The organism is Bradyrhizobium sp. USDA 4503 (assembly GCF_054055815.1).
The window spans coordinates 2,652,628-2,671,081 of the sequence record NZ_JBSRXS010000001.1 but is presented as its reverse complement, the minus strand read 5'-3'; the positions used below and the strand labels follow the sequence as shown (position 1 = coordinate 2,671,081).

General features: G+C 64.5%; 20 protein-coding genes, 1 tRNA gene, 1 pseudogene and 2 riboswitches. Of the genes and pseudogenes, 11 read left to right on the top strand and 11 right to left on the bottom strand.

Features of this window, described 5'->3' with window-relative positions; translation table 11 throughout:
• Positions 1–50 precede the first annotated feature (50 nt).
• From ACVMIH_RS13070 to ACVMIH_RS13055, 4 genes are all read right to left on the bottom strand, one after another.
• Positions 51–938: an ABC transporter permease gene (locus tag ACVMIH_RS13070; RefSeq protein WP_456785277.1), complete on the bottom strand. Its 888-nt coding sequence runs from the start codon at positions 936–938 to the stop codon at positions 51–53.
• Positions 939–941: 3 nt separating this feature from the next.
• A complete protein-coding gene (locus tag ACVMIH_RS13065) occupies positions 942–1,883 on the bottom strand; it encodes an ABC transporter permease (RefSeq protein WP_028336105.1) in 942 nt (313 codons plus the stop codon).
• 160 nt (positions 1,884–2,043) lie between these two features.
• The gene (locus ACVMIH_RS13060; RefSeq protein ID WP_456862095.1) at positions 2,044–3,402 is read right to left on the bottom strand and encodes a D-amino acid dehydrogenase; all 1,359 of its coding nucleotides are present in this window, start codon (positions 3,400–3,402) and stop codon (positions 2,044–2,046) included.
• A 65-nt stretch (positions 3,403–3,467) separates the two neighbouring features.
• Positions 3,468–3,582, bottom strand: a riboswitch (glycine riboswitch).
• Between the two features lie 3 nt (positions 3,583–3,585).
• Positions 3,586–3,692, bottom strand: a riboswitch (glycine riboswitch).
• Between the two features lie 92 nt (positions 3,693–3,784).
• Entirely contained in the window at positions 3,785–4,915 is a 1,131-nt protein-coding gene (locus ACVMIH_RS13055; RefSeq protein WP_456862093.1) for a M20/M25/M40 family metallo-hydrolase, read from the bottom strand.
• A gap of 265 nt (positions 4,916–5,180) precedes the next feature.
• On the opposite strand from ACVMIH_RS13055, the gene ACVMIH_RS13050 reads away from it, so the two are divergent.
• Positions 5,181–6,800 carry an ABC transporter substrate-binding protein gene (locus tag ACVMIH_RS13050; RefSeq protein WP_057019080.1) on the top strand — a complete coding sequence of 540 codons (1,620 nt, stop codon included), beginning with the start codon at positions 5,181–5,183 and terminating at the stop codon, positions 6,798–6,800.
• A 70-nt stretch (positions 6,801–6,870) separates the two neighbouring features.
• On the opposite strand, the gene ACVMIH_RS13045 is transcribed toward ACVMIH_RS13050, so the two are convergent.
• A complete protein-coding gene (locus ACVMIH_RS13045) occupies positions 6,871–7,014 on the bottom strand; it encodes a hypothetical protein (protein ID WP_156436404.1) in 144 nt (47 codons plus the stop codon).
• 72 nt (positions 7,015–7,086) lie between these two features.
• Between ACVMIH_RS13045 and ACVMIH_RS13040 the strand changes: the two genes are divergently transcribed.
• On the top strand, positions 7,087–7,506 hold the full coding sequence (locus ACVMIH_RS13040) for a hypothetical protein (protein WP_156436403.1): 420 nt from the start codon (positions 7,087–7,089) through the stop codon (positions 7,504–7,506).
• A 61-nt stretch (positions 7,507–7,567) separates the two neighbouring features.
• Here the strand turns inward: ACVMIH_RS13040 and ACVMIH_RS13035 are convergent.
• Positions 7,568–7,654 (bottom strand) — tRNA-Leu (locus ACVMIH_RS13035).
• A gap of 224 nt (positions 7,655–7,878) precedes the next feature.
• On the opposite strand from ACVMIH_RS13035, the gene ACVMIH_RS13030 reads away from it, so the two are divergent.
• Complete coding sequence (locus ACVMIH_RS13030; protein WP_283070599.1) at positions 7,879–8,313, top strand: twin-arginine translocation pathway signal; 435 nt, start codon at positions 7,879–7,881, stop codon at positions 8,311–8,313.
• Positions 8,314–8,352: 39 nt separating this feature from the next.
• On the opposite strand, the gene ACVMIH_RS13025 is transcribed toward ACVMIH_RS13030, so the two are convergent.
• Together ACVMIH_RS13025 and ACVMIH_RS13020 are read right to left on the bottom strand one after the other, a co-directional pair.
• A complete protein-coding gene (locus ACVMIH_RS13025; RefSeq protein WP_456862090.1) occupies positions 8,353–9,555 on the bottom strand; it encodes an FAD-dependent monooxygenase in 1,203 nt (400 codons plus the stop codon).
• A gap of 7 nt (positions 9,556–9,562) precedes the next feature.
• Entirely contained in the window at positions 9,563–9,808 is a 246-nt protein-coding gene (locus ACVMIH_RS13020; RefSeq protein WP_018272338.1) for a zinc-finger domain-containing protein, read from the bottom strand.
• 234 nt (positions 9,809–10,042) lie between these two features.
• Here ACVMIH_RS13020 and ACVMIH_RS13015 point away from each other — a divergent pair, with 234 nt between their 5' ends.
• Positions 10,043–11,176 (top strand): hypothetical protein, encoded by a 1,134-nt coding sequence (locus tag ACVMIH_RS13015; protein ID WP_456862089.1) that lies wholly within the window; start codon positions 10,043–10,045, stop codon positions 11,174–11,176.
• Between the two features lie 57 nt (positions 11,177–11,233).
• Entirely contained in the window at positions 11,234–11,986 is a 753-nt protein-coding gene (locus ACVMIH_RS13010) for an alpha/beta fold hydrolase (protein WP_076830251.1), read from the top strand.
• On the opposite strand, the pseudogene ACVMIH_RS13005 reads toward ACVMIH_RS13010, so the two are convergent.
• A pseudogene (locus ACVMIH_RS13005) lies at positions 11,987–13,366 on the bottom strand (hypothetical protein); the annotation flags it as partial.
• Between the two features lie 195 nt (positions 13,367–13,561).
• Here ACVMIH_RS13005 and cysE point away from each other — a divergent pair.
• Positions 13,562–14,389, top strand: coding sequence for a serine O-acetyltransferase (cysE, locus tag ACVMIH_RS13000; protein ID WP_076830155.1), 828 nt, complete (start codon positions 13,562–13,564; stop codon positions 14,387–14,389).
• A 193-nt stretch (positions 14,390–14,582) separates the two neighbouring features.
• On the top strand, positions 14,583–14,795 hold the full coding sequence (locus tag ACVMIH_RS12995) for a DUF3126 family protein (protein WP_021077729.1): 213 nt from the start codon (positions 14,583–14,585) through the stop codon (positions 14,793–14,795).
• Positions 14,796–14,913: 118 nt separating this feature from the next.
• On the opposite strand, the gene ACVMIH_RS12990 is transcribed toward ACVMIH_RS12995, so the two are convergent.
• Complete coding sequence (locus tag ACVMIH_RS12990; protein ID WP_168856765.1) at positions 14,914–15,624, bottom strand: hypothetical protein; 711 nt, start codon at positions 15,622–15,624, stop codon at positions 14,914–14,916.
• Positions 15,625–15,843: 219 nt separating this feature from the next.
• Between ACVMIH_RS12990 and ACVMIH_RS12985 the strand changes: the two genes are divergently transcribed.
• Together ACVMIH_RS12985 and ACVMIH_RS12980 are read left to right on the top strand one after the other, a co-directional pair.
• Positions 15,844–16,173, top strand: coding sequence for a DUF6949 family protein (locus ACVMIH_RS12985; RefSeq protein ID WP_028336117.1), 330 nt, complete (start codon positions 15,844–15,846; stop codon positions 16,171–16,173).
• Between the two features lie 192 nt (positions 16,174–16,365).
• A complete protein-coding gene (locus tag ACVMIH_RS12980; RefSeq protein WP_057019072.1) occupies positions 16,366–16,896 on the top strand; it encodes a gamma carbonic anhydrase family protein in 531 nt (176 codons plus the stop codon).
• A 4-nt stretch (positions 16,897–16,900) separates the two neighbouring features.
• On the opposite strand, the gene ACVMIH_RS12975 is transcribed toward ACVMIH_RS12980, so the two are convergent.
• Entirely contained in the window at positions 16,901–17,173 is a 273-nt protein-coding gene (locus ACVMIH_RS12975) for a hypothetical protein (protein ID WP_057019071.1), read from the bottom strand.
• A gap of 87 nt (positions 17,174–17,260) precedes the next feature.
• On the opposite strand from ACVMIH_RS12975, the gene ACVMIH_RS12970 reads away from it, so the two are divergent.
• Together ACVMIH_RS12970 and ACVMIH_RS12965 are read left to right on the top strand one after the other, a co-directional pair.
• Positions 17,261–17,575 (top strand): hypothetical protein, encoded by a 315-nt coding sequence (locus tag ACVMIH_RS12970; protein ID WP_057019070.1) that lies wholly within the window; start codon positions 17,261–17,263, stop codon positions 17,573–17,575.
• Positions 17,576–17,730: 155 nt separating this feature from the next.
• Complete coding sequence (locus tag ACVMIH_RS12965; protein ID WP_057019069.1) at positions 17,731–18,234, top strand: hypothetical protein; 504 nt, start codon at positions 17,731–17,733, stop codon at positions 18,232–18,234.
• Positions 18,235–18,454 lie beyond the last annotated feature (220 nt).

Genomic DNA, 18,454 nt, shown 5'->3' with positions numbered 1-18,454 from the left:
TCGATGCTTCGCATCGCCCCGGAATGACGGCTTCAGAAGAGCTGAAGCCGTCACTTGCCCTCACGCTGCTTCATGCGGGGATCGAGCGCGTCGCGGGCGGCGTCGCCGATCAGGTTGACGCTGAGAATGGCGATCGAGAGCAGCAGCCCCGGCCAGAAGATCAGCGACGGCTTGACCTGGAAATAGGCGCGGCCCTCGGCCATGATGTTGCCCCATGTCGGCGTTTCCGGCGAGATGCCGGCGCCGAGGAACGACAGGATCGCCTCGGTCAAGATCGCGGACGCGCAGACATAGGTGCCTTGCACGATCAGCGGCGCGATCGTGTTCGGCATCAAATGCCGCCACATGATCTTCGGCAGGCTGCTGCCGAGCGAAATCGCGGCCTCGACATAAGGCTCCTCGCGTGCGGTCAGCACCACTGAGCGCACCAGCCGCGCCACGCGCGGGATCTCGGGGATGGTGATCGCGACCATCACGGTCCAGATGCTGGCGCCCGACAGCGACACCACGGCGATCGCGAGCAGGATGGCGGGGATCGCCATCAGGCCGTCCATCACGCGCATCAGCACCGCATCGACCCAGCGGAAGAAGCCGGCGACGAGGCCGATCAGAAGACCGATGGCGATCGAGCAGACGGCGGCGCCGAGCCCGATCACCAGCGAGATCCGTGCGCCGTAGATGATGCGCGACAACAGGTCGCGGCCATAGGCGTCGGTGCCGAGCAGATATTGCGCGCTCGACGGCTTCAGCCGCTGCGACGGCGTCAGCAGCAGAGGATCATGCGGCGCAAGCAGCGGTGCGAAGATCGCCATCAGGATGATGAGGGCGAGGCTGATCGTCGCAACCGCGATGATCGGCGTCGACGTCAGGAAGCCGAACTTGACGCGGAACGGCCGGGTGACGGGAAGCGAGGATTCGGGAAGGGTTTCGATCGCCATTGCTCAGTACCGGATACGAGGATCGAGCAGGGTGTAGGCGAGGTCGATCAACAGATTGACCGCGACGTAGATACCTGACGTCAACAGGATCATCGCCTGGATCACCGGATAGTCGCGCGCCAGCACCGCATCGACGGTGAGGCGGCCGATGCCGGGCAGATTGAACACGCTCTCGGTGACGACGACGCCGGAGATCAAGAGCGCGAAGCCGGAACCGATCACCGTGATGACCGGCACGGCGGCGTTGCGCAGCGCATGGCGCAGCAGCACGCCGGTCTCGCCGATGCCCTTGGCCCGCGCCGTGCGCACGTAATCCTCGCCGAGCACATCGAGCATCGAGGCCCGCGTCATGCGTGCGATCAGCGCGACATAGATGAAGGAGAGTGTGCAGGTCGGCAGGATGAGGCGCTGGAAGAACGGACCGAAGCCGGCCGAGATGCTCTTGAAGCCCTGTACCGGAACCCAGCGCAGATCGATCGCAAAGATCTGGATCAGCACATAGCCGATGACGAACACCGGCACCGAGAAGCCGAGCACGGAAAGCCCCATCACGAAGCGGTCGATCCAGGTGCCGTGCTTCCACGCCGCGATCACGCCGAGCGGCACCGCCACCAGGATCGAGAGGATGATGGTGGCCAGCGCGACCGAGATCGAGGGCTCGAGGCGCGGGACGATCATTTCGAGGATCGGCTTGTTCGAGATCAGGGAGACGCCGAGGTCGCCGTGCAGCAACTTGGCGATCCAGGTGTAGAACTGGATGTAGATCGGCTCGTTCAGACCAAGCGAGGTCCGAATGCGTTCGAGCTGTTCGGGCGTCGCGTTGTCGCCGGCGAGGATGGCGGCCGGGTCGCCCGGCGTCAGCCGCAGCAACAGGAACACGAACAGAGCCACCACGCCCATCACGGGAATGGCGGCGAGGATGCGGCGAAGCAGATATCCGAGCAAATTTGATCCGTTGGGTTGTGGTCGATGAAGTCCCCAGCGGGACCGTTGCACACCAGACCGTAGCACAGATGGTAGCAGACTCACGGTAGAACTTGAGCAAGTCCCATGCCATCGGTGCTGCGGATTTTGCGGTGCAGCTAATCAGTCCTGTTGGCCGCGATTATTCCTCCGGTGAAGTTCGAAGCAGTCCACTGGAAGGTGGATTGATTTCAGCTTTGCGCGCGTTGGCAGGCACGTCGAGCCCGGCACCGAACGTCGGCGCCATCGGCGGCGTGTCGAGGTCGCGCCAATCGTCGATCGCCTGGGCCACCATCTGCGCCGTCGCCGCCGACAGTGTCCAGCCGAGATGACCGTGGCCCGTATTGTAGAACACGCCCGGAATCCGTCCGGCGCGAACCACCGGCATCATGTTCGGCATCATCGGGCGCAGGCCCGCCCATGGCACGACTTTCGACGTGTCGATCTCCGGGAAATGATGCCGCACCCAGTCCACCAGCGGTTGAATGCGATCGGCGCGAATGTCGCGGTTGAAGCCGTTGAACTCGGCGGTGCCGGCGACGCGGAAGCGGTCGGCGCCGAGCCGGCTGGTGACGATCTTCGCAGCTTCATCGAGCAGGCTGACGGTTGGGGCGGCATTCCGGCTTTGCGGCGCATCGAGCTGCACGGTGATCGAATAGCCCTTCACCGGATAGACATTGACGCGGTCGTTGAGCAGGCTGGCGAAGTGGCGGCTCGCCACGCCGGCGCAAATCACGATCCCGTCCGCCTGCAGCTGCTGGCGCGTCGCGACCGCAGCATCATGTGAAGCAGCTTCGTTCCAGCCGATGCGGAAGCCGTCATCGCCGTGTGCGATCGTGTCGACGTCGGCTTCATGGACGAAGCTCGCGCCACGGCGGATGCAGGCGTCGGCAAGCCCACGCGTGAATTTGTGAATATCGCCGGTCGCGTCCGACGGCGTGAAGAAGCCGCCATAGCAGGTTGTCTGCAGCACGGGTTCGATGACGCGGATCTCGTCCGGGGTCACCGGCCGGCGGTCGAGCCCGCCTTGCTGCAGCAGCGCGTTGACCTTGAGGCCGGCTTCGAAGCCGGCCCTGTCGTGATAGACGTGCAGGATGCCGCGGCGTTCGAGATCGAAGGCGATGTTTTCGCGCTCTGCGATCGAGAACAGATGCTTGCGCGCTTCGATGGCGAGCTTCGTGGTCTCGATGGTGTTGCCGCGATAGCGCGTGATGTGGCCTACGAACTCGCCGATCCAGGAATATTTGTGCCAGCTCGGCTTCGGGTTCATCAGCAGCGGCGCGTCGCTTCTCAGCATCCAGCGCAGCCCCTTGAGGATGGTCGCGGCGCTGTTCCACACCTCGGCGTTGCTGGCGGAGAGTTGTCCGCCATTGGCGAACGAGGTTTCCATCGCGGCGTAGCGATGCCTGTCGAGGACAGTCACCTTGTAGCCGCGTTCAAGCAGGGCATAGGCCGTCGTTACGCCGGTGATGCCGGCGCCGATGATCGCGATGTGTGGCATGATAGTTGTCAGGCTCCCGTGGGTTAGAGTCGCCGAACCGCCGGTGAAACCGGCATCGGCGCCCCATCTGTCACGGTACCTGAGAGCTTGATCCGCATCGGGCTGTGGCCAGAAGCGAACTATCCCCTTCGGTGGACGTCATGGCCCTTGATGTGCGGCCATGTTCGTCTCTCTCCAGATCGTCCTGACGATACAGTCCTTTTGCCTGAGAGTTTCCGGGGCGGTTGCTCCGTCGGCGCCGAAGCCAACAACACGATTGTTGTCGGTTCGATCTCTCCCGCATCGTCGCGTTGGACGGCCGGACCGTAGGCGAAGCCTTAAAAATGGACAAGGCTAAATTTCGATCCGGCAGTGCCAACGTGTTGTGCAGTGCAAATCGATGTCAGTCCAGCGTCGCCAGCAGTGCCGCCATCAGGCGGCCGCGTTCGGCGAGGCTGTCGACCTCGATGTGCTCGTTGAGCGTATGTGCATCGGCGCCGCGAACGCCGAGGCCGTCGAGCGTGGGGATGCCCATCGCGCCGGTGAAGTTGCCGTCCGAGCCGCCGCCGGCGCTGCCGTGCGGCAGATCGAGACCCATCGCTGCCGCAAGGCCTTTTGCCTTTTCATAGAGCGCCATGGTGCCCGCATCGGGCTCCCACACCGGGCGGGTGACGCCGCGCGTCACCTTGAAGGTCACGTCGTTGGCGGTGCCCGACAGTGCCAGCATGCGCTCGACGCCACGGTCGAGATCGGCCTGGCGCTTGGCCATGCTGAGCGCTTCGCCGGTGCAGGTCGTCGCGACGCAATTGACCCACTGGCCGCCATGCACGATGCCGACCGAGAACGTGCAGTCCTCGGTGGTCATGCCGTCGATGGCGATGATCTGCCGCGCCATCTCGCGGATCGCGGAGCGGCCGGAAGACAGCGTTGCGCCGGCATGGCTGGGCTTGCCGGTGGCTTCCAGGTTGAAGCGCGCGATCGCATAGCGGCCGGTGACGACGCCGTTGTTTGGACGGCCGGGCTCCGGCACCAGCACATATTTGTTGCGCGCGGCTTCCGCCTCGATGATGTCGCGCGTCGACGGCGTGCCCACCTCTTCGTCGGGGGTGAACAGCACGGTGATCGGCAGCGGAGTCGTGAAGAAGGCGCGCGCCAATTGCCTGATCGCCTCGATCGACAGGTAGTTGCCGCCCTTCATGTCGAAGATGCCCGGCCCGAAGCACTTGTTGCCTTCGCGCCGCCACTTCAGCTTCTCGATGGTGCCGACGGGGTGAACGGTGTCCAGATGGCCGGCGATCAGGATGCCGGGCTGGCCTTGTTTCGGATGGGGAAAACGGGCGCGGACGCAGCCCGCGAAGCCCTGGCGTCCGGCGATGCGCTCGATCGTCGCACCCATGATCGCCATCTCGCGGGCGGCGAGATCGAGCATGCGTTCGACCGCGGCGGCGTCCCAGGTCGGGCTTTCGCATTCCACCCAGCTGCGCAGGCCCTGCAGCATCGTTTCGGAATCAAAGGGGAGATTGGCGGGGTTCATCGTTGTTCTCTCTTGTTGTTCTGACGGCGCCGGCGTCGCGCGCGCGTTACGAAAATCTCAGCCGACGATTTTGTAAAGCCAAAATCTGGCGCGCGGCCTCATTCGTTTGTGTACGTCCGATGCGACCTGAAACCGATTGACGCGCTTGGCGCTTGGTGCAAGTCTCGATTTCACAAGCCATACAGCATGTTAGTTCGCCTAAATAACGAACCACATGCATAACGAATAAGCCGGCTTTGACCAGTTACACGTCAGGAGAGATTGCATGTTCCCTATCTCGCGTTGGAAACACCGCACGCTAGCGGCCGCGTTGACGGCGCTCGCGCTGTCGTTCGCGCCGCAGGAATTGTCATTCGCGCCGCAGGCGATGGCCGCGGGCAAGACCATCACCGCGGTGATGCACTCGGATCTGCGCGTCATCGATCCGATCATGACCACGGCCTACATCACCCGCGATCATGGCTACATGATCTATGACACGCTGCTGGCGACGGATTCCAATTTCAAGATCCAGCCGCAGATGGCGGACTGGAAGGTTTCCGACGACAAGCTGACCTACACGTTCACGCTGCGCGACGGTCTGAAGTGGCACGACGGCGCGCCGGTCACCGCGGAAGACTGCGTCGCCTCGCTGCAGCGTTGGGGCAAGGTCGACGGCATGGGCCAGAAGCTGATGGACTTCGTCGCGAGCCTGGAGGCGACCGACGCCAAGACCATCACGCTGAAGCTGAAGGAACCCTACGGCCTCGTGCTGGAATCGATCGGCAAGCCGTCATCGCGCGTGCCGTTCATGATGCCGAAGCGTCTGGCCGAGACGCCGCCGGACAAGCCGATCCCGGAACAGATCGGCTCCGGACCGTTCAAATTCGTGCAGGCGGAATTCCAGCCGGGCGTGAAGGCGGTCTATGAGAAGAACAAGGACTACGTGCCGCGCAAGGAGCCTGCGAGTTGGACCGCGGGCGGCAAGGTGGTCAAGGTCGACCGTGTCGAGTGGGTCACGATGGCCGATGCGCAGACCGCGGTGAACGCGTTGCAATCCGGCGACATCGATTTCATGGAGAACCTTCCGTTCGACATGCTGCCGGTGCTCGAAGCCAATCCGGATCTCAAGATCGACGTCCTCAACAAGTTCGGCTTCCAGACCCTCGGACGCATGAACTTCCTCTATCCGCCGTTCGACAATCCGAAGGTGCGCCGGGCTGCGTTCCTGGCGATGAACCAGAAGGACGTGCTCGACGCGCTGGTCGGCAACGCCAAGTACCAGAGGATCTGCGGCGCCTTCTTCGTCTGCGGCACGCCGCTCGAGACCGACGTCGGGGCCGAAACGCTGGTGAAGGGCAACGGCCTGGCGGAAGCCAAGAAGGCGCTTGCCGCATCCGGCTATGACGGCACCCCCGTGGTGATCATGGCGCCGGGCGACGTCACGACGTTGAAAGCCCAACCGGTCGTGGCTGCGCAGCAGTTGCGCGAGGCCGGCTTCAAGGTCGACCTGCAGGCCACCGACTGGCAGACCGTGGTGACCCGCCGCGCCAGCCAGAAGCCGCCGAAGGAAGGCGGCTGGAACATGTTCTTCACCAACTGGGTCGCGGCCGACGTTTCCGATCCGATCGTCAACGCGTCGATCACGGGTCGCGGCAAGAATGGCGGCTGGTTCGGCTGGGCCGAAGACCCGAAGATCGAGGAGCTGCGTGACAAGTTCGCGCGCGCCGGCTCGGCTGAGGAAAAGAAGAAGATCGCCGCGGAAATCCAGACCGAGGCCTACGATCAGGTGATCTACGTTCCGCTCGGCCAGTACACCATTCCGAGCGCATGGCGGAAGTCGCTGACCGGTGTGCTCGACGGCCCGGCGACGCCGATCTTCTGGAATATCGACAAGTCCGAGTAAGCTTGCGGCTTGACGCAAAAACAAATGGCCGGGACTTGTCCCGGCCATTTTCTTTTCGCGCTGTCGCGTGTCAGGTGTGGCTGTCGCGGAGCTGCTCCAATCCGTCGCTGAGCGGTGGTCCGCCTTGTGGTGCGTGCTGCGGCGGGGAGGGGCGCTCCTTGCGCTGATCGGGTTGGTCGGTTGCGCGCTGCGCGGATGGATCGTCGTTCGGCATCGTCATGCTCCAATTGCGGCATGACAACGAATACGCAGTGCACGGGTTCCGAACCGGCGACCGCTAATCGCCGTGATCTGGTCTCATGCTGCTCGGGCTCGACAGGCTCGTGAGCTGCGTCGGTCCGATGTCGGTTCCGCTCATCCAGACCGCCGCTCCAGCGGCAAACGCGAGCAGTCCGTACACCATGATCGCGCCGCGGATCCATCGCCGGTAGATCGCGCGGTCGTCGGGCGCAGCGTTGCGGAAATTCTGGGCATTGAGCCCGTTGCTGCAATGAGCCGCATCGTCGCCATGCTGGAGAGTAAAGGCACCATGATCGCGCGCCGTTTCGCTGGCAATCCGATTGCCCTTCGCAATCCGATTGCAGTTTGCAATCTCCATCGCCGATCTCCGACCAAAATTGATTTCGAAATGCAACAGCCGCGAAAATGCGCGGCCGGAATTTCCAATGCGGGTAAGACTACGACAGTCAGCGATCGCGGCGTGTGAACTGCGCCACAGCCGGGAAACACGACGCCGGCCCGCTCGGGTGCGCGTGGCATGCGAAGGTTGGTGCGGGCGGTGGGACTCGAACCCACACGACGTTGCCATCGAGGGATTTTAAGTCCCTTGCGTCTACCAGTTCCGCCACGTCCGCGTTGCGCCAGGCGCGCCGATTTCTAGCGCGTTTGGGCGCGGAGTGGAATTGTCATTATCCGGTGCTAACAGGTGAGCTTTCAAAGGCTTAAGCGGCGGCCCGCAATTCCATTTGCCTCGGCGGCCGGGCATTGGGATAAGCAGCGCGCCCCCGCGATTGAGCCTCAATCCGGACACCGGTGGCTGCTTTAGGCAATCTCAACACTGTCCGGTTAAGAAAGCTGAATGTCCGTTCGTTTCCCACGCCGCCTGAAGCTGTCGCGCGCGGCGGCCGTCATCGCGCTGCTCGCCTCGGCTGCGGGCGTTTCCGGCTGCGCGCAGATCGGCGACACCGTGCCGTCGGCATTCGCCGATCCCGCCAAGTACGAGCTTTATGATTGCAAGCAGCTCGAGAACGAGCGCAGCAATCTCAAGACCCGCGCGGCGGATCAGGAAAAATTGATGGCCAAGGCGGAGACCGGCGTCGGCGGTACTGTCGTCTCCGAGATGGTCTATCGCAACGAGCTGATCTCGATCCACTCCCAGCAGAAGCTGGCGGATGAGGCCTGGCGCAAAGGCAGGTGCCATGAAAGCACGCCGGACACGCCTGCGGCCGCGGCCCCCGCTACCCCCACGCCGGCGGCGAAGGGCCCGCGCGCACCGCGAGGCCTCGTCCACTAAGCTTGCGTTTCCAGACGGGTCGGTCGTGATTGGCCGAGCTCAGGCGCGCCAGTCGTAAATCCAGTCCTGCCGCGCCAGCATCCGCTCCGGACCGATGGCGCGGATCGCCAGATCGCGCGCGATCGCCGCCGGCCCGCGCAAATGATAGATGCGGCCCTGCTGTCGCGCCAGGCGCTGCACTTTCAGCACGCGCCCGCGCCGCACCCGTGCGTAGCGCGTCAACGCGGCGGGAATGCCCGCGGTGTTTTCCCCGGTGCTGTCGCTCAAGGCCTTGGCGAGCACGGCCGCATCCTCGATCGCCATGCCGGCGCCTTGTGCGGCAAACGGCAGCATCGCATGCGCGGCATCGCCGAGCAGCGTCACCGCGCCTTCGCTCCAGCGACCGATGTCGGGCAGGGTGAACAGCGCCCATTTGCGCCAGCCGTCGACCGCGTCGATCAGCACCCGCGCTGTCGTGGGCCAGCGCGCGGTGGCGAATGCACCCTTGATCTCGTTGATGTCGCCGGGCTCGCTCCAGCCCGGCCGGTTCCAGGTGCCCGATACGATCGCGACCACGTTGATCTGGCGTCCGGCCGAGATGGGATAGGCGACGAGATGTGCGTCCGGTCCCATCCAGAGCTGCACGCGCGGTGCGGTGTATTCACGCGGCAGGGCGGTGGCGTCCAGCGTGCCGCGCCAGGCGATCAGGCCGGAGAATTGCGGCTGTACATCCGGAAACAAATGCCCGCGCACCGACGACCAGATGCCGTCGGCGCCGATCAGCGCAACGGCCAATTCCTCCTGCCGTGAATTGCCGCGGCGTTGCACGACGGTGAGGCCTCGCGCATGCTTGGTCACATCCTCGAACTGGCAGCCGAGCCGCAGATCGATATCGGGATGGTCGCTCGCGGCGGCCTGCAGCGCCGCCTGCAAATCGGCGCGGTGGATCACCCAATAGGGTGCGCCGGCGCGGAACTCGGCGGCCTGGCCAAGCGGCATCCGTGCGATCTCGCCACCGGCCCGCGCGCTCAGGATGTTGACGGATGCAGGCGTGACCGCGCGCCGCGCAAGCGGTTCCTTGAGCCCGAGCTCGACCAGGATGCGGCTGGCATTGGGAGAGAGCTGGATGCCGGCGCCGGCTTCCTCGAGCCGTTCGGCCTTCTCCAGCACGACGACGCGAAAGCCCTGTGCCGCCAGTGTCAGCGACGCCGTCAGTCCTCCGATCCCGGCGCCTGCAACGATGACGGTTCGCGTCAGCGCCACGGAGCGGTCAGGCGACCTTGTCTTTCAGCACGCATTCCGGCGGTCGCGCTTCGCCGGCCGCGAGGTCGGATGCGAAGCGATAAAGCGTCGAGCAGTACGGGCAGATAATCTCGTTGTCATTGCCGAGGTCGAGGAACACGTGCGGATGGTCGAACGGCGGGTTGGCGCCGACGCACATGAACTCCTGCGATCCGATTTCGATCACCGAGACACCGGCATCGTTATGGAAGTGCGGGACGACGTGGTCGGACATATTCTCACCTTGATGGCAACGATGGGCAGACGCAATCAACAGCATGCGGCATCGCGAAATGCCGCGCACCATACTGGCGGGATCAGTTGATTCCTAGAGCCCCGATGGCTCATTTGCTCATGCAAATTCGACACAATCTTGTCGTCCCAGAGAAGCCCTCCTTTGGTCGGAGCCGTTGTGTCGCAAAAACGGCACACTATCTCCAAGGCGAATAAAACTAGAGGTTTTATCGGAATGAATCGGGTGCGCGTCAGCTTGGCGGTGGTCGGCGTGGCAGCAAGTGCTGCCGTGGGCGCGGCTATTTGGCCGCACGCCCGTGACGCCGGCACCGTGCTGGCGGCGCGGGACGATCCCGCTGCGCTCGCCGACATCAGGCTCAATTCCGTGCTGCGCAACAACCCGGCGTTGATCGCGGACAATATCGAGGCGGCACTGGCTTCCGGCGATGCCGACCTTGCGGCCAGCTTTGTCGAACTCGCCGGCGAGAAGAGCATCGCACTTAGTGACGATCTCACCAAGCGCGTCGATGACGCGCGCGCCGAGCAATCATCCAGCATGCATTACGCCAAGGGCTTCGCCACCGGCCTGGTGACCGGCAATGCCGACGATGTCGCAAGCCTGTCCGGCACGGTCGCCGGCGACCTGTTCGTATTCGGTGATGTCCGGGACGTCGTGCGCGAGGGCAAGCACCTCGTGATGGGCGAGGACACCGACCAGCTGGTGCTCGGCCTCGCGGCCGCCGGGCTCGCGGTGACCGCGGCCACCTATGTGTCGGTCGGCGGCGCCGGGCCGCTGCGCGCCGGGCTGACGCTGGTCAAGGATACGCGCAAGGCCGGACGGCTGAGCGAGGGGATGATCGAATGGGCCGGGCGTTCGACCCGCGAGATGGTCAACCAGCCGGCGATGCGAGAGGCGGTCGCATCCGGCTCGGTGCTGCGGCCGGTGCAAACCGCAACCGCGATCCGCGCGGCCTTCCGCGCCGAGAAGGCCGGCGCGCTGGTGCGCGTCGCCAAGGACGTCGGGCGCATCGGCGAGGCGGCCGGGGTTCGCGCTGCGCGGGATACGCTGAAGGTCGCCGAGAACCCGAAGGAGATCGCGCGGGCGGCGCGGATCGCCGAGGTGAAGGGCGGCCAGACCCGCGCGATCCTGAAGCTGCTCGGCCGCGGCGCGCTGCTGCTGGCGGCCGGCGCATTCAATCTCACCATGTGGCTGTTCGGCGCGCTGCTGGCGCTGTTCGGCTTCCTGTCGTCGATCAAGGCCACCACCGAACGGGCCACCGCCTGGTGGCTCAGACGAAGCAAGGCGCTGCGCCTGAAGCGGCAGATGGCCGCTCAGGCCAGCTTGGCGAGTATGCCCGCCCAGGGTTAGGCTTGCGGTCGCCTGTCGATCGCCAATCGCAAATCCCAAGAACAAACGGAATGGATGATGCCGAGTTTCCATCACGGCGATGTTGAAATTGCCTTTATCGACGAAGGCGCGGGCGAACCGATCGTGCTGGTGCACGGCTTTGCCTCGAGCAAGAACGTCAACTGGATCTACCCGACCTGGGTGTCCGATCTCGTCAAGGCCGGCCGTCGGGTGATCGCGCTCGATAATCGTGGCCACGGCGAATCCGCCAAGCTCTACGATGCCGCGCAGTACGAGATCGCGACCATGGCCGGCGACGTGATTGCGCTGATGGACCATCTCGGAATCGCGCGCGCCGACATCATGGGCTATTCGCTGGGCTCGCGGATGACCGCGATCCTGGCGCGAGAGAATTCCGATCGGGTGCGCTCGGCGATCCTTGGCGGGATCGGCATCGGACTGATCGAGGGCGGCGGCCCCGGCGAGGCGGTCGCGCTGGCGCTGGAGGCGCCGTCGCTCGACGATGTCACCGACCCGGTCGGCCGTACCTTCCGCGCCTTTGCCGATCAGACCCGCTCCGACCGCCGCGCGCTCGCCGCCTGCCTGCGCGGCTCGCGCCGCCTGATGACGCGCGAGGAGGCGGCCGGCATCCGCGTGCCGGTTCTGATCGCGGTCGGCAGCAAGGACGAGATTGCGGGCTCGGCGTCAGCGCTCGGCCGGATCATTCCGGGTTCGGAGGTGCTCGACATTCCGAACCGCGATCACATGCGGGCGGTCGGCGACAAGGTCTACAAGACCGGGGTCACCGACTTCCTGTCGCGGCGAAAATAGATCGTCGGCTTCATCCCTGGCGAAGGCGCGCGCGGCCGCGATCAGCACCACGAAGGTCGCGACCCACACCATGCGCGCGCCGTAGCGGTCGTGCGGTCCCGAGATCACGCCGCAGACAAAGGCATTGCCGAGCAGGGCGAGCGTGACTGTGCCCGCCAGCAACGTCAGATCGTCGAGCCGCCGCTGCCACAGTCCTCGGCCGAACAGGATGACGACCAGGAGCATCGAGCCCAGCGCGACCGGCACGTGGATGCGGTTGATCGCGGTGAAGTCGAGGTGCCAGCGTTGCTGCCGCGCCGCGCGCATCGGCCGGACCTGTTTGGGAATGTAGCGCTCGATGATGCCGTAGGTATGCGGGATCCAGCCATTAGCGCCTTCGCCTGTCGCGACATGCATGAGCTGGTCGGCGGTTGCCGTTAGCGCCGCCTTTGCCTGCCATTCCGGATATTCGGCCAGCGAGCGCAGCACGATGGTGCCCATCTCGTCATTCAGTCCCTTGAAGCGGCCGAGCGTGTTGAACATGCTGTGGCCCCACAGGAAGTCGTCCGCGGTCGGCGGCAACTCGTTGCGATAGGGGCAGAGCTTCAGCTTCTCCGTCGCGCAATGATCGTGCAGGTATTGCGCGACGATGCCATCCTGCAGCATGCGGCCGAAGGCGACGCCATAGCCGCCGGGCGTCCAGGCCAGCTGTCCGGACAGCGCAAAGTTCGCCGCCAGCAGCATCGCCGCGCCGGCGACGGTGGTCAGGCTGCCTTGCACGAGGCCCGCGAACGGGATGCGCTGCCCGAGCCATGGACGCAGCATCCAGCCGACGCAGCACAGGCCGAGCAGCACCGCCAGCGTCGCGCTGTGCGTGGCGGCCGAAAATGCGATGAACCCGAACAGCACCGCCTTCTCCAGCGTCGAGATCCGTTCGCCGTGCAGGATGAGGATGAAGAGCGCGAGCACCGAAAGGCCGGCGAAGATGTCGGTCAGCAGCATGCTGGCCAGCCAGGGCAGGGCGGTGGTTGCGATCAGCGCGAGGCTGATCGCGATCAGCCGGACCGGCCGGGCGAGGCCGAGCACGCGCAGCGTCAGCTGCAGGATCCACAGCGTCGCCAGGGTCTGGATGCCGAGGTTGAGCCAGAAATCCGATGTCTCGCCGACATGGAGGTAGATGCCGAATACCGTGGACCGGCTCGGCACCAGGTAGCCCTCATACCAGCGCGCCAGATAGCCGCCGGTATCCCATTGAAGCAGCGGATAGCCGTTCCAGAAGGCAGGGGCGAGCAGCAGGAGGGGGATGGCAATGGTCGCGATCCAGACCGACCGCGCGTCGGTCAGGCGGGTACCTAAACTCCGGGTATTGATGATGTTTCCCCCTTTATTGGGGCCGACCATGCCCAAAACCACACGGGGGACGAAATCCGCCAATAGTTGCAGAAGCACGGCTTGATTTCGGCAAAATCCCGACCAATTCCCCTAGACGCCGGCCCGGGGTGTTCGGCTGGGGTTTACCGTACTGAGCCATCCCGGGACGCGCTGGGTCCATCGTGCTATAACGCACATCAGAACAACCGAATTGCGAGAGCAGCTATGGCAGTTCATCAGGTCAATCCGCAGGGAGGCAAGCTTGCGGCGCTCGATCCGATCTGGGATCGAATCCGCGGCGAGGCGGAGGACATCCTGCGGCGCGAGCCGGAACTCGCATCCTTCATCTATGCGACCGTGCTGCATCATGAGCGGCTGGAAGATTCGGTAGTCCATCGCATTGCCGAGCGGCTCGATCACGCCGCGCTGTCGGGCGATTTGATCCGCCAGACCTATGGCGAGGCACTGCGCGATGAGCCCGATATCGGCAACGCGTTCCGCGCCGATCTCGTCGCCGTCTATGACCGCGATCCGGCGACCTCGCGCTTCATCGATCCCTTGCTCTACTTCAAGGGCTTTCACGCGCTGCAGACCCACCGTCTCGCGCACTGGCTCTATCAGAAGGGCCGCAAGGATTTTGCCTTCTACCTGCAGAGCCGCTCCTCGGCCGTGTTCCAGACCGACATCAACCCGGCCGCGAGGATCGGCCGCGGCATCTTCCTCGATCATGCCACCGGTTTCGTCTGCGGCGAGACGGCGGTCATCGAGGACGATGTCTCGATCCTGCATGGCGTCACGCTCGGCGGTACCGGCAAGGAGAATGAGGATCGCCATCCGAAGATCCGCCACGGCGTGCTGATCGGCGCCGGCGCCAAGATCCTCGGCAATATCGAGATCGGTCATTGCGCGCGCATCGCGGCCGGCTCGGTCGTGGTCAAGCCGGTGCCGCACAACGTCACGGTCGCGGGCGTGCCGGCGAAAATCGTCGGCGAGGCCGGCTGTGCCGAGCCGTCGCGCACCATGGACCAGATGCTCGGCGCGATCGGGCTTTGATTTCACTCGCTTTCTGATCGCGGCGCGTTCCTGACCGAAGTGGGCGCCGGTTCGCGTGAAGAAAACGCCACAAAGCACAAAACGAGAGTCGTGTGCGCAACATCACGTCGCCAAAGCCTGAAAAGGCTCTGGCGATCTTTGCCGTCTCGTCCTAAAACTCCCCCGAAAATCATCGACCCGATTGGAGACGGCCGTGGACGTTCAGGAAGTCAGGAAGCTCGACGCGTATCTCAAACGCGTGTTCAGCAATCCCAAGATCCGCGTGGTGCCGCGGCCCAAGAAGGACGACTCGGCCGAGGTCTATATCGGCGAGGAGTTCATCGGCGTGCTGTTCGTCGACGACGAGGACGATGATCGCTCGTTCCAGTTCCAGATGGCGATCCTGGAAGAGGATCTGGCCGAGTAAGGCGGAACAGCCTCGCCTTCACACTTCGTTACGACGAACTCGCGACAAAATTGCAGAGCGATTTTGCGCTGGAGCGACCGTCCTTCGCGGACACGTCGCTCCGCTTGCAATGACAGTGTCATCCCTTCGCGCTGTGCATCTGCGCGGAGAGACGGTTCATCGCGGTGGCGATGTCGCGCCACTGCGCGAGCCAGCTGCGCGGAAAGCGAAAGATCAGGTCGGCGCCGTCGATGCGCCGCTCACTCAGGCACATGCCGGGCGTCGAGGTGTCGCGCGTGCAGCGCGCGGTCAGCTGCGGCTCGCTCGCGGTGAACAGGTCCTCGCCGCCATAGGGCGTGCCGTCGCGGAACGCGCGCGCCGTCAGGCCGTCATCAATGTTTGCGCGCTCGTCGAGATAGCGCGGATAGATCGTGCGCAGGCGCATGTCCGGCGCGAGTGAATCGTGGTGCGCCGCGATCGATACGAAGATCCTGTCGATCGGCTGCACCTTGTCATCGACCGTATCGGCGCTGTAGTGCTTCGGCGCGGCGGGCGCGTCCAGCGACGGATAGAGGAAGCTCAAATCGACGCGCTCCTGCGGCCCGGAGTGGCGCTGGATCTTCATGCGCACCGCCATCGTCGGCACGTTGAACAGCGTGCCGCCGACGCTCACCGGCAGCCGCGACGGATCGCTCGGCGGGATGGTCGTGTAGGTCGGCCACAGCAGATAGGCGACCAGCGCGACCGCGCCCGCCGCGATCACCGCCGAGGCGATGATCGGAACGAGATGCGCGCGCGGGTTGCGGCGGGTGTCGCGGGCGAGATGCTGGGCGGTCGAGAGAAGCGTCATGAGCGAGGCTGAGATCAGGTCGGGAGTGGCCGAATCATCTGCCGAATATGCCACGTAGCGGGGAATTTCCGTACGATTCCAATGGAATCCGGGACCGAATGGCCATGCGCAAACGCCGCGCCTGATGTGTCCGGTTAACCTTTCCTTAAGGATGATGTGGCGGCAGGCTGCCAATTCTGCGAAGCAGGGCGGGTGGCCTGTTGCGTAGCGGAAGTTCCGATGTCGCCCGATACCTTGAATTCCCTGTTCTCGCTCTTGATCGGTTTCGCGCTCGCGGGCGCGCTGGCCAACGGTTACCAGGCGATGGCGGAGCGCCCGGCCGGTTTCGGTCTGCTGCAGGAGGGCGCGGCGCCGAAGACCTTCGCCGCGGTCCCGTTCCTCGTCTTCGCCGCACCGTTCATCATCATGCGCAACACGCTGCGCGGGGCGCGCATCGAGCGCCGCCGCTTCGAATTCGTGATGATGGCAACCGTCATCTCCGGCTTCTGGAGCCTGATGTCGGGCACCTTCTTCGTGATGACGCTGCGCGCTGCGGGCGTGCTGGCCTGATCCGATCATGATCCGCGGCCGATCACGGTCGCGCTTGCTTGAAACCATGTCGGCCGTCGTGCCAAGGTCTCCTGCGATCAGGGCTTCGGTTCTGATTGAATCAGAAGCCGAAGCTCTGGATTTTCGTTTCGACGCGTTTTCTTCACGCGAACCGGTGTCCACTTCGCTCGAAAACGCTCCAGGGAGACCTCAATGGCGATCTACGAACTCGACGGGCAGGCGCCCGATCTTCCCGCCGACGGCAGCTATTTCATCGCCGACAATGCCGTGGTGATCGGCAAGGTCCGCCTCAAGTCCGCCGCGAGCGTCTGGTTCGGCGCCGTGCTGCGCGGCGACAATGAGTGGATCGAGATCGGCGAGGGCTCCAACGTCCAGGACAATTCCACCCTGCACGTCGATCCCGGCTTTCCCCTCAGCATCGGCAACAGCGTCACCATCGGCCACAATGCGATCGTGCACGGCTGCACGCTGGAAGACGGCGTGCTGATCGGGATGGGATCGATCGTGATGAACGGTGCGCGGATCCGGCGCGGCAGCGTGGTCGGTGCCGGCTCTGTCATCACCGAGGGCAAGGAGTTTCCGGAAAATTCCCTGATCATCGGTGCGCCCGCCCGCGTGGTGCGTACGCTTGACGCGGCGCAGGCCGAAGCGCTGTCGCGGCCGGCGAAGTCCTACGCCATCAGGGGCCCGCAATACAAAACGGGACTGAAGAAGATCGGCTGAAGCTTCAGCGCTTGCGGCCGCGCTTGCGCGCGGCGTTCGGTGCGGCGGGGCGAGGCTTCGCTGCGCCTTGCGGTCTCGTTGCCTGTTGAAGTCTTGTTGCTTCCTGAAGTCTTGCGCTCTTGCGCAGCGCATCCTTCAGGTCGATCGGAATGCCGTGCTTCTTGAGCAGGTCGGCGAAAGCTTCGTCGGCGAGCTCCTGCAAGGTCGCCATCCGGTCGCGCCCGAGTTGCTTCAGCTTGTCGAAAGTGTCGTCGTCAAACTCGATCAGCTTGCGCAAATTGCATTGCTCCCAAACTGTATTGCTCCAACGCCTGCGGGAACCGGCGTTTTGCGGACTCGTTGACGTCCGCAAGGGAGAATTGCCATGCGCAAATTATCTGTCACCACCGCGCTCGCGACAATCGCGATTGTGCTGACGCCCGCGGTTACCGTCGCCCAAGGTACCGGGAGCGGCGCCGGGACCGGCAGCCCTTCGTCAGCCAGCCCGACATCGCCGCAAGCCACGTCGCCGCCGGCCGGGACCAACAGCGCCGGGACCGCGCAATCCTCCGGCGGCCCCAATACCGGCAGAGGCGTTACCACCGGATCGGCAACGACGACCGAGAGCGTCGACAAGGCCATCGCCGACGAGAACGAAAAAGTCGAGCGCCGTACGAAAGGCATCTGCCGCGGCTGTTAACTTCTGACGGCCGTGCTCTGATGAACGCGGGTCGCGCAGATGTGAGCGCGACATAGGCGCGCGGTAGAAGCCGCGGTCCTAGATTGAGCTAGCATACGCAGGACGCGGCGGAGGAGGCTTGAAAACAAAGCCTTTGAAAAAAGGAGTAACGGGTGATGTTGCGTAAAACGATGATTGCCTTGCTGGCGACGGCCTCGGTCGGTCTGTTCACCGTCGATGCTGCGTCGGCACGCGGTGGCTTCGGTGGCGGCGGCTTTCATGGTGGTGGCGGCTTCCGCGGCGGCGGCGGATTTGGCGGCTTCCACGGCGGCGGCGCTGCATTCCGGGCGATGGGCGGAGGCGGTGGCTTCCGGTCGGCTGCGATCGGCGGCGGCGGTTGGGCCGGCCGCGGCTGGCACGGCGGAGGCTGGCGTGGTGGCGGCTGGAACGGTGGCTACTATCGGCGCGGCTGGGGCTATCCGCTCGCGGCGGCAGCGGTCGGCTTCGGGCTGGGCTATGGCGCCTACGATTACTATGACGGCTACTACGGCAATCCATACTACGCCGGCTACGGCTATGACGATGGCTACGGCTACGGTTACGGCGGCTGTTACGTCGTTCGTCGCGGCGTGATGACACCGTATGGCTGGCGCGTTCGGCCGGTGCAGGTTTGCGATTGATCCATTCGCTCGCGCATGGCCGGTCCGTTCGCTCGCCATGCTGATGGTCTTGCAATGATCGGCGCGGCCGGCGTTTCGATGCCCGGCCGCCGCGTTCTCTGTCGCGCACTAGCGTGCTGAATGCGAAGTTCGTGCGATTTCGCGGCAGCCACTTTCACGAACTTCGCATTCATAAAGCACACTAGAATCATAAGTTTGCTAGTGTCTTTATCGAATCCGA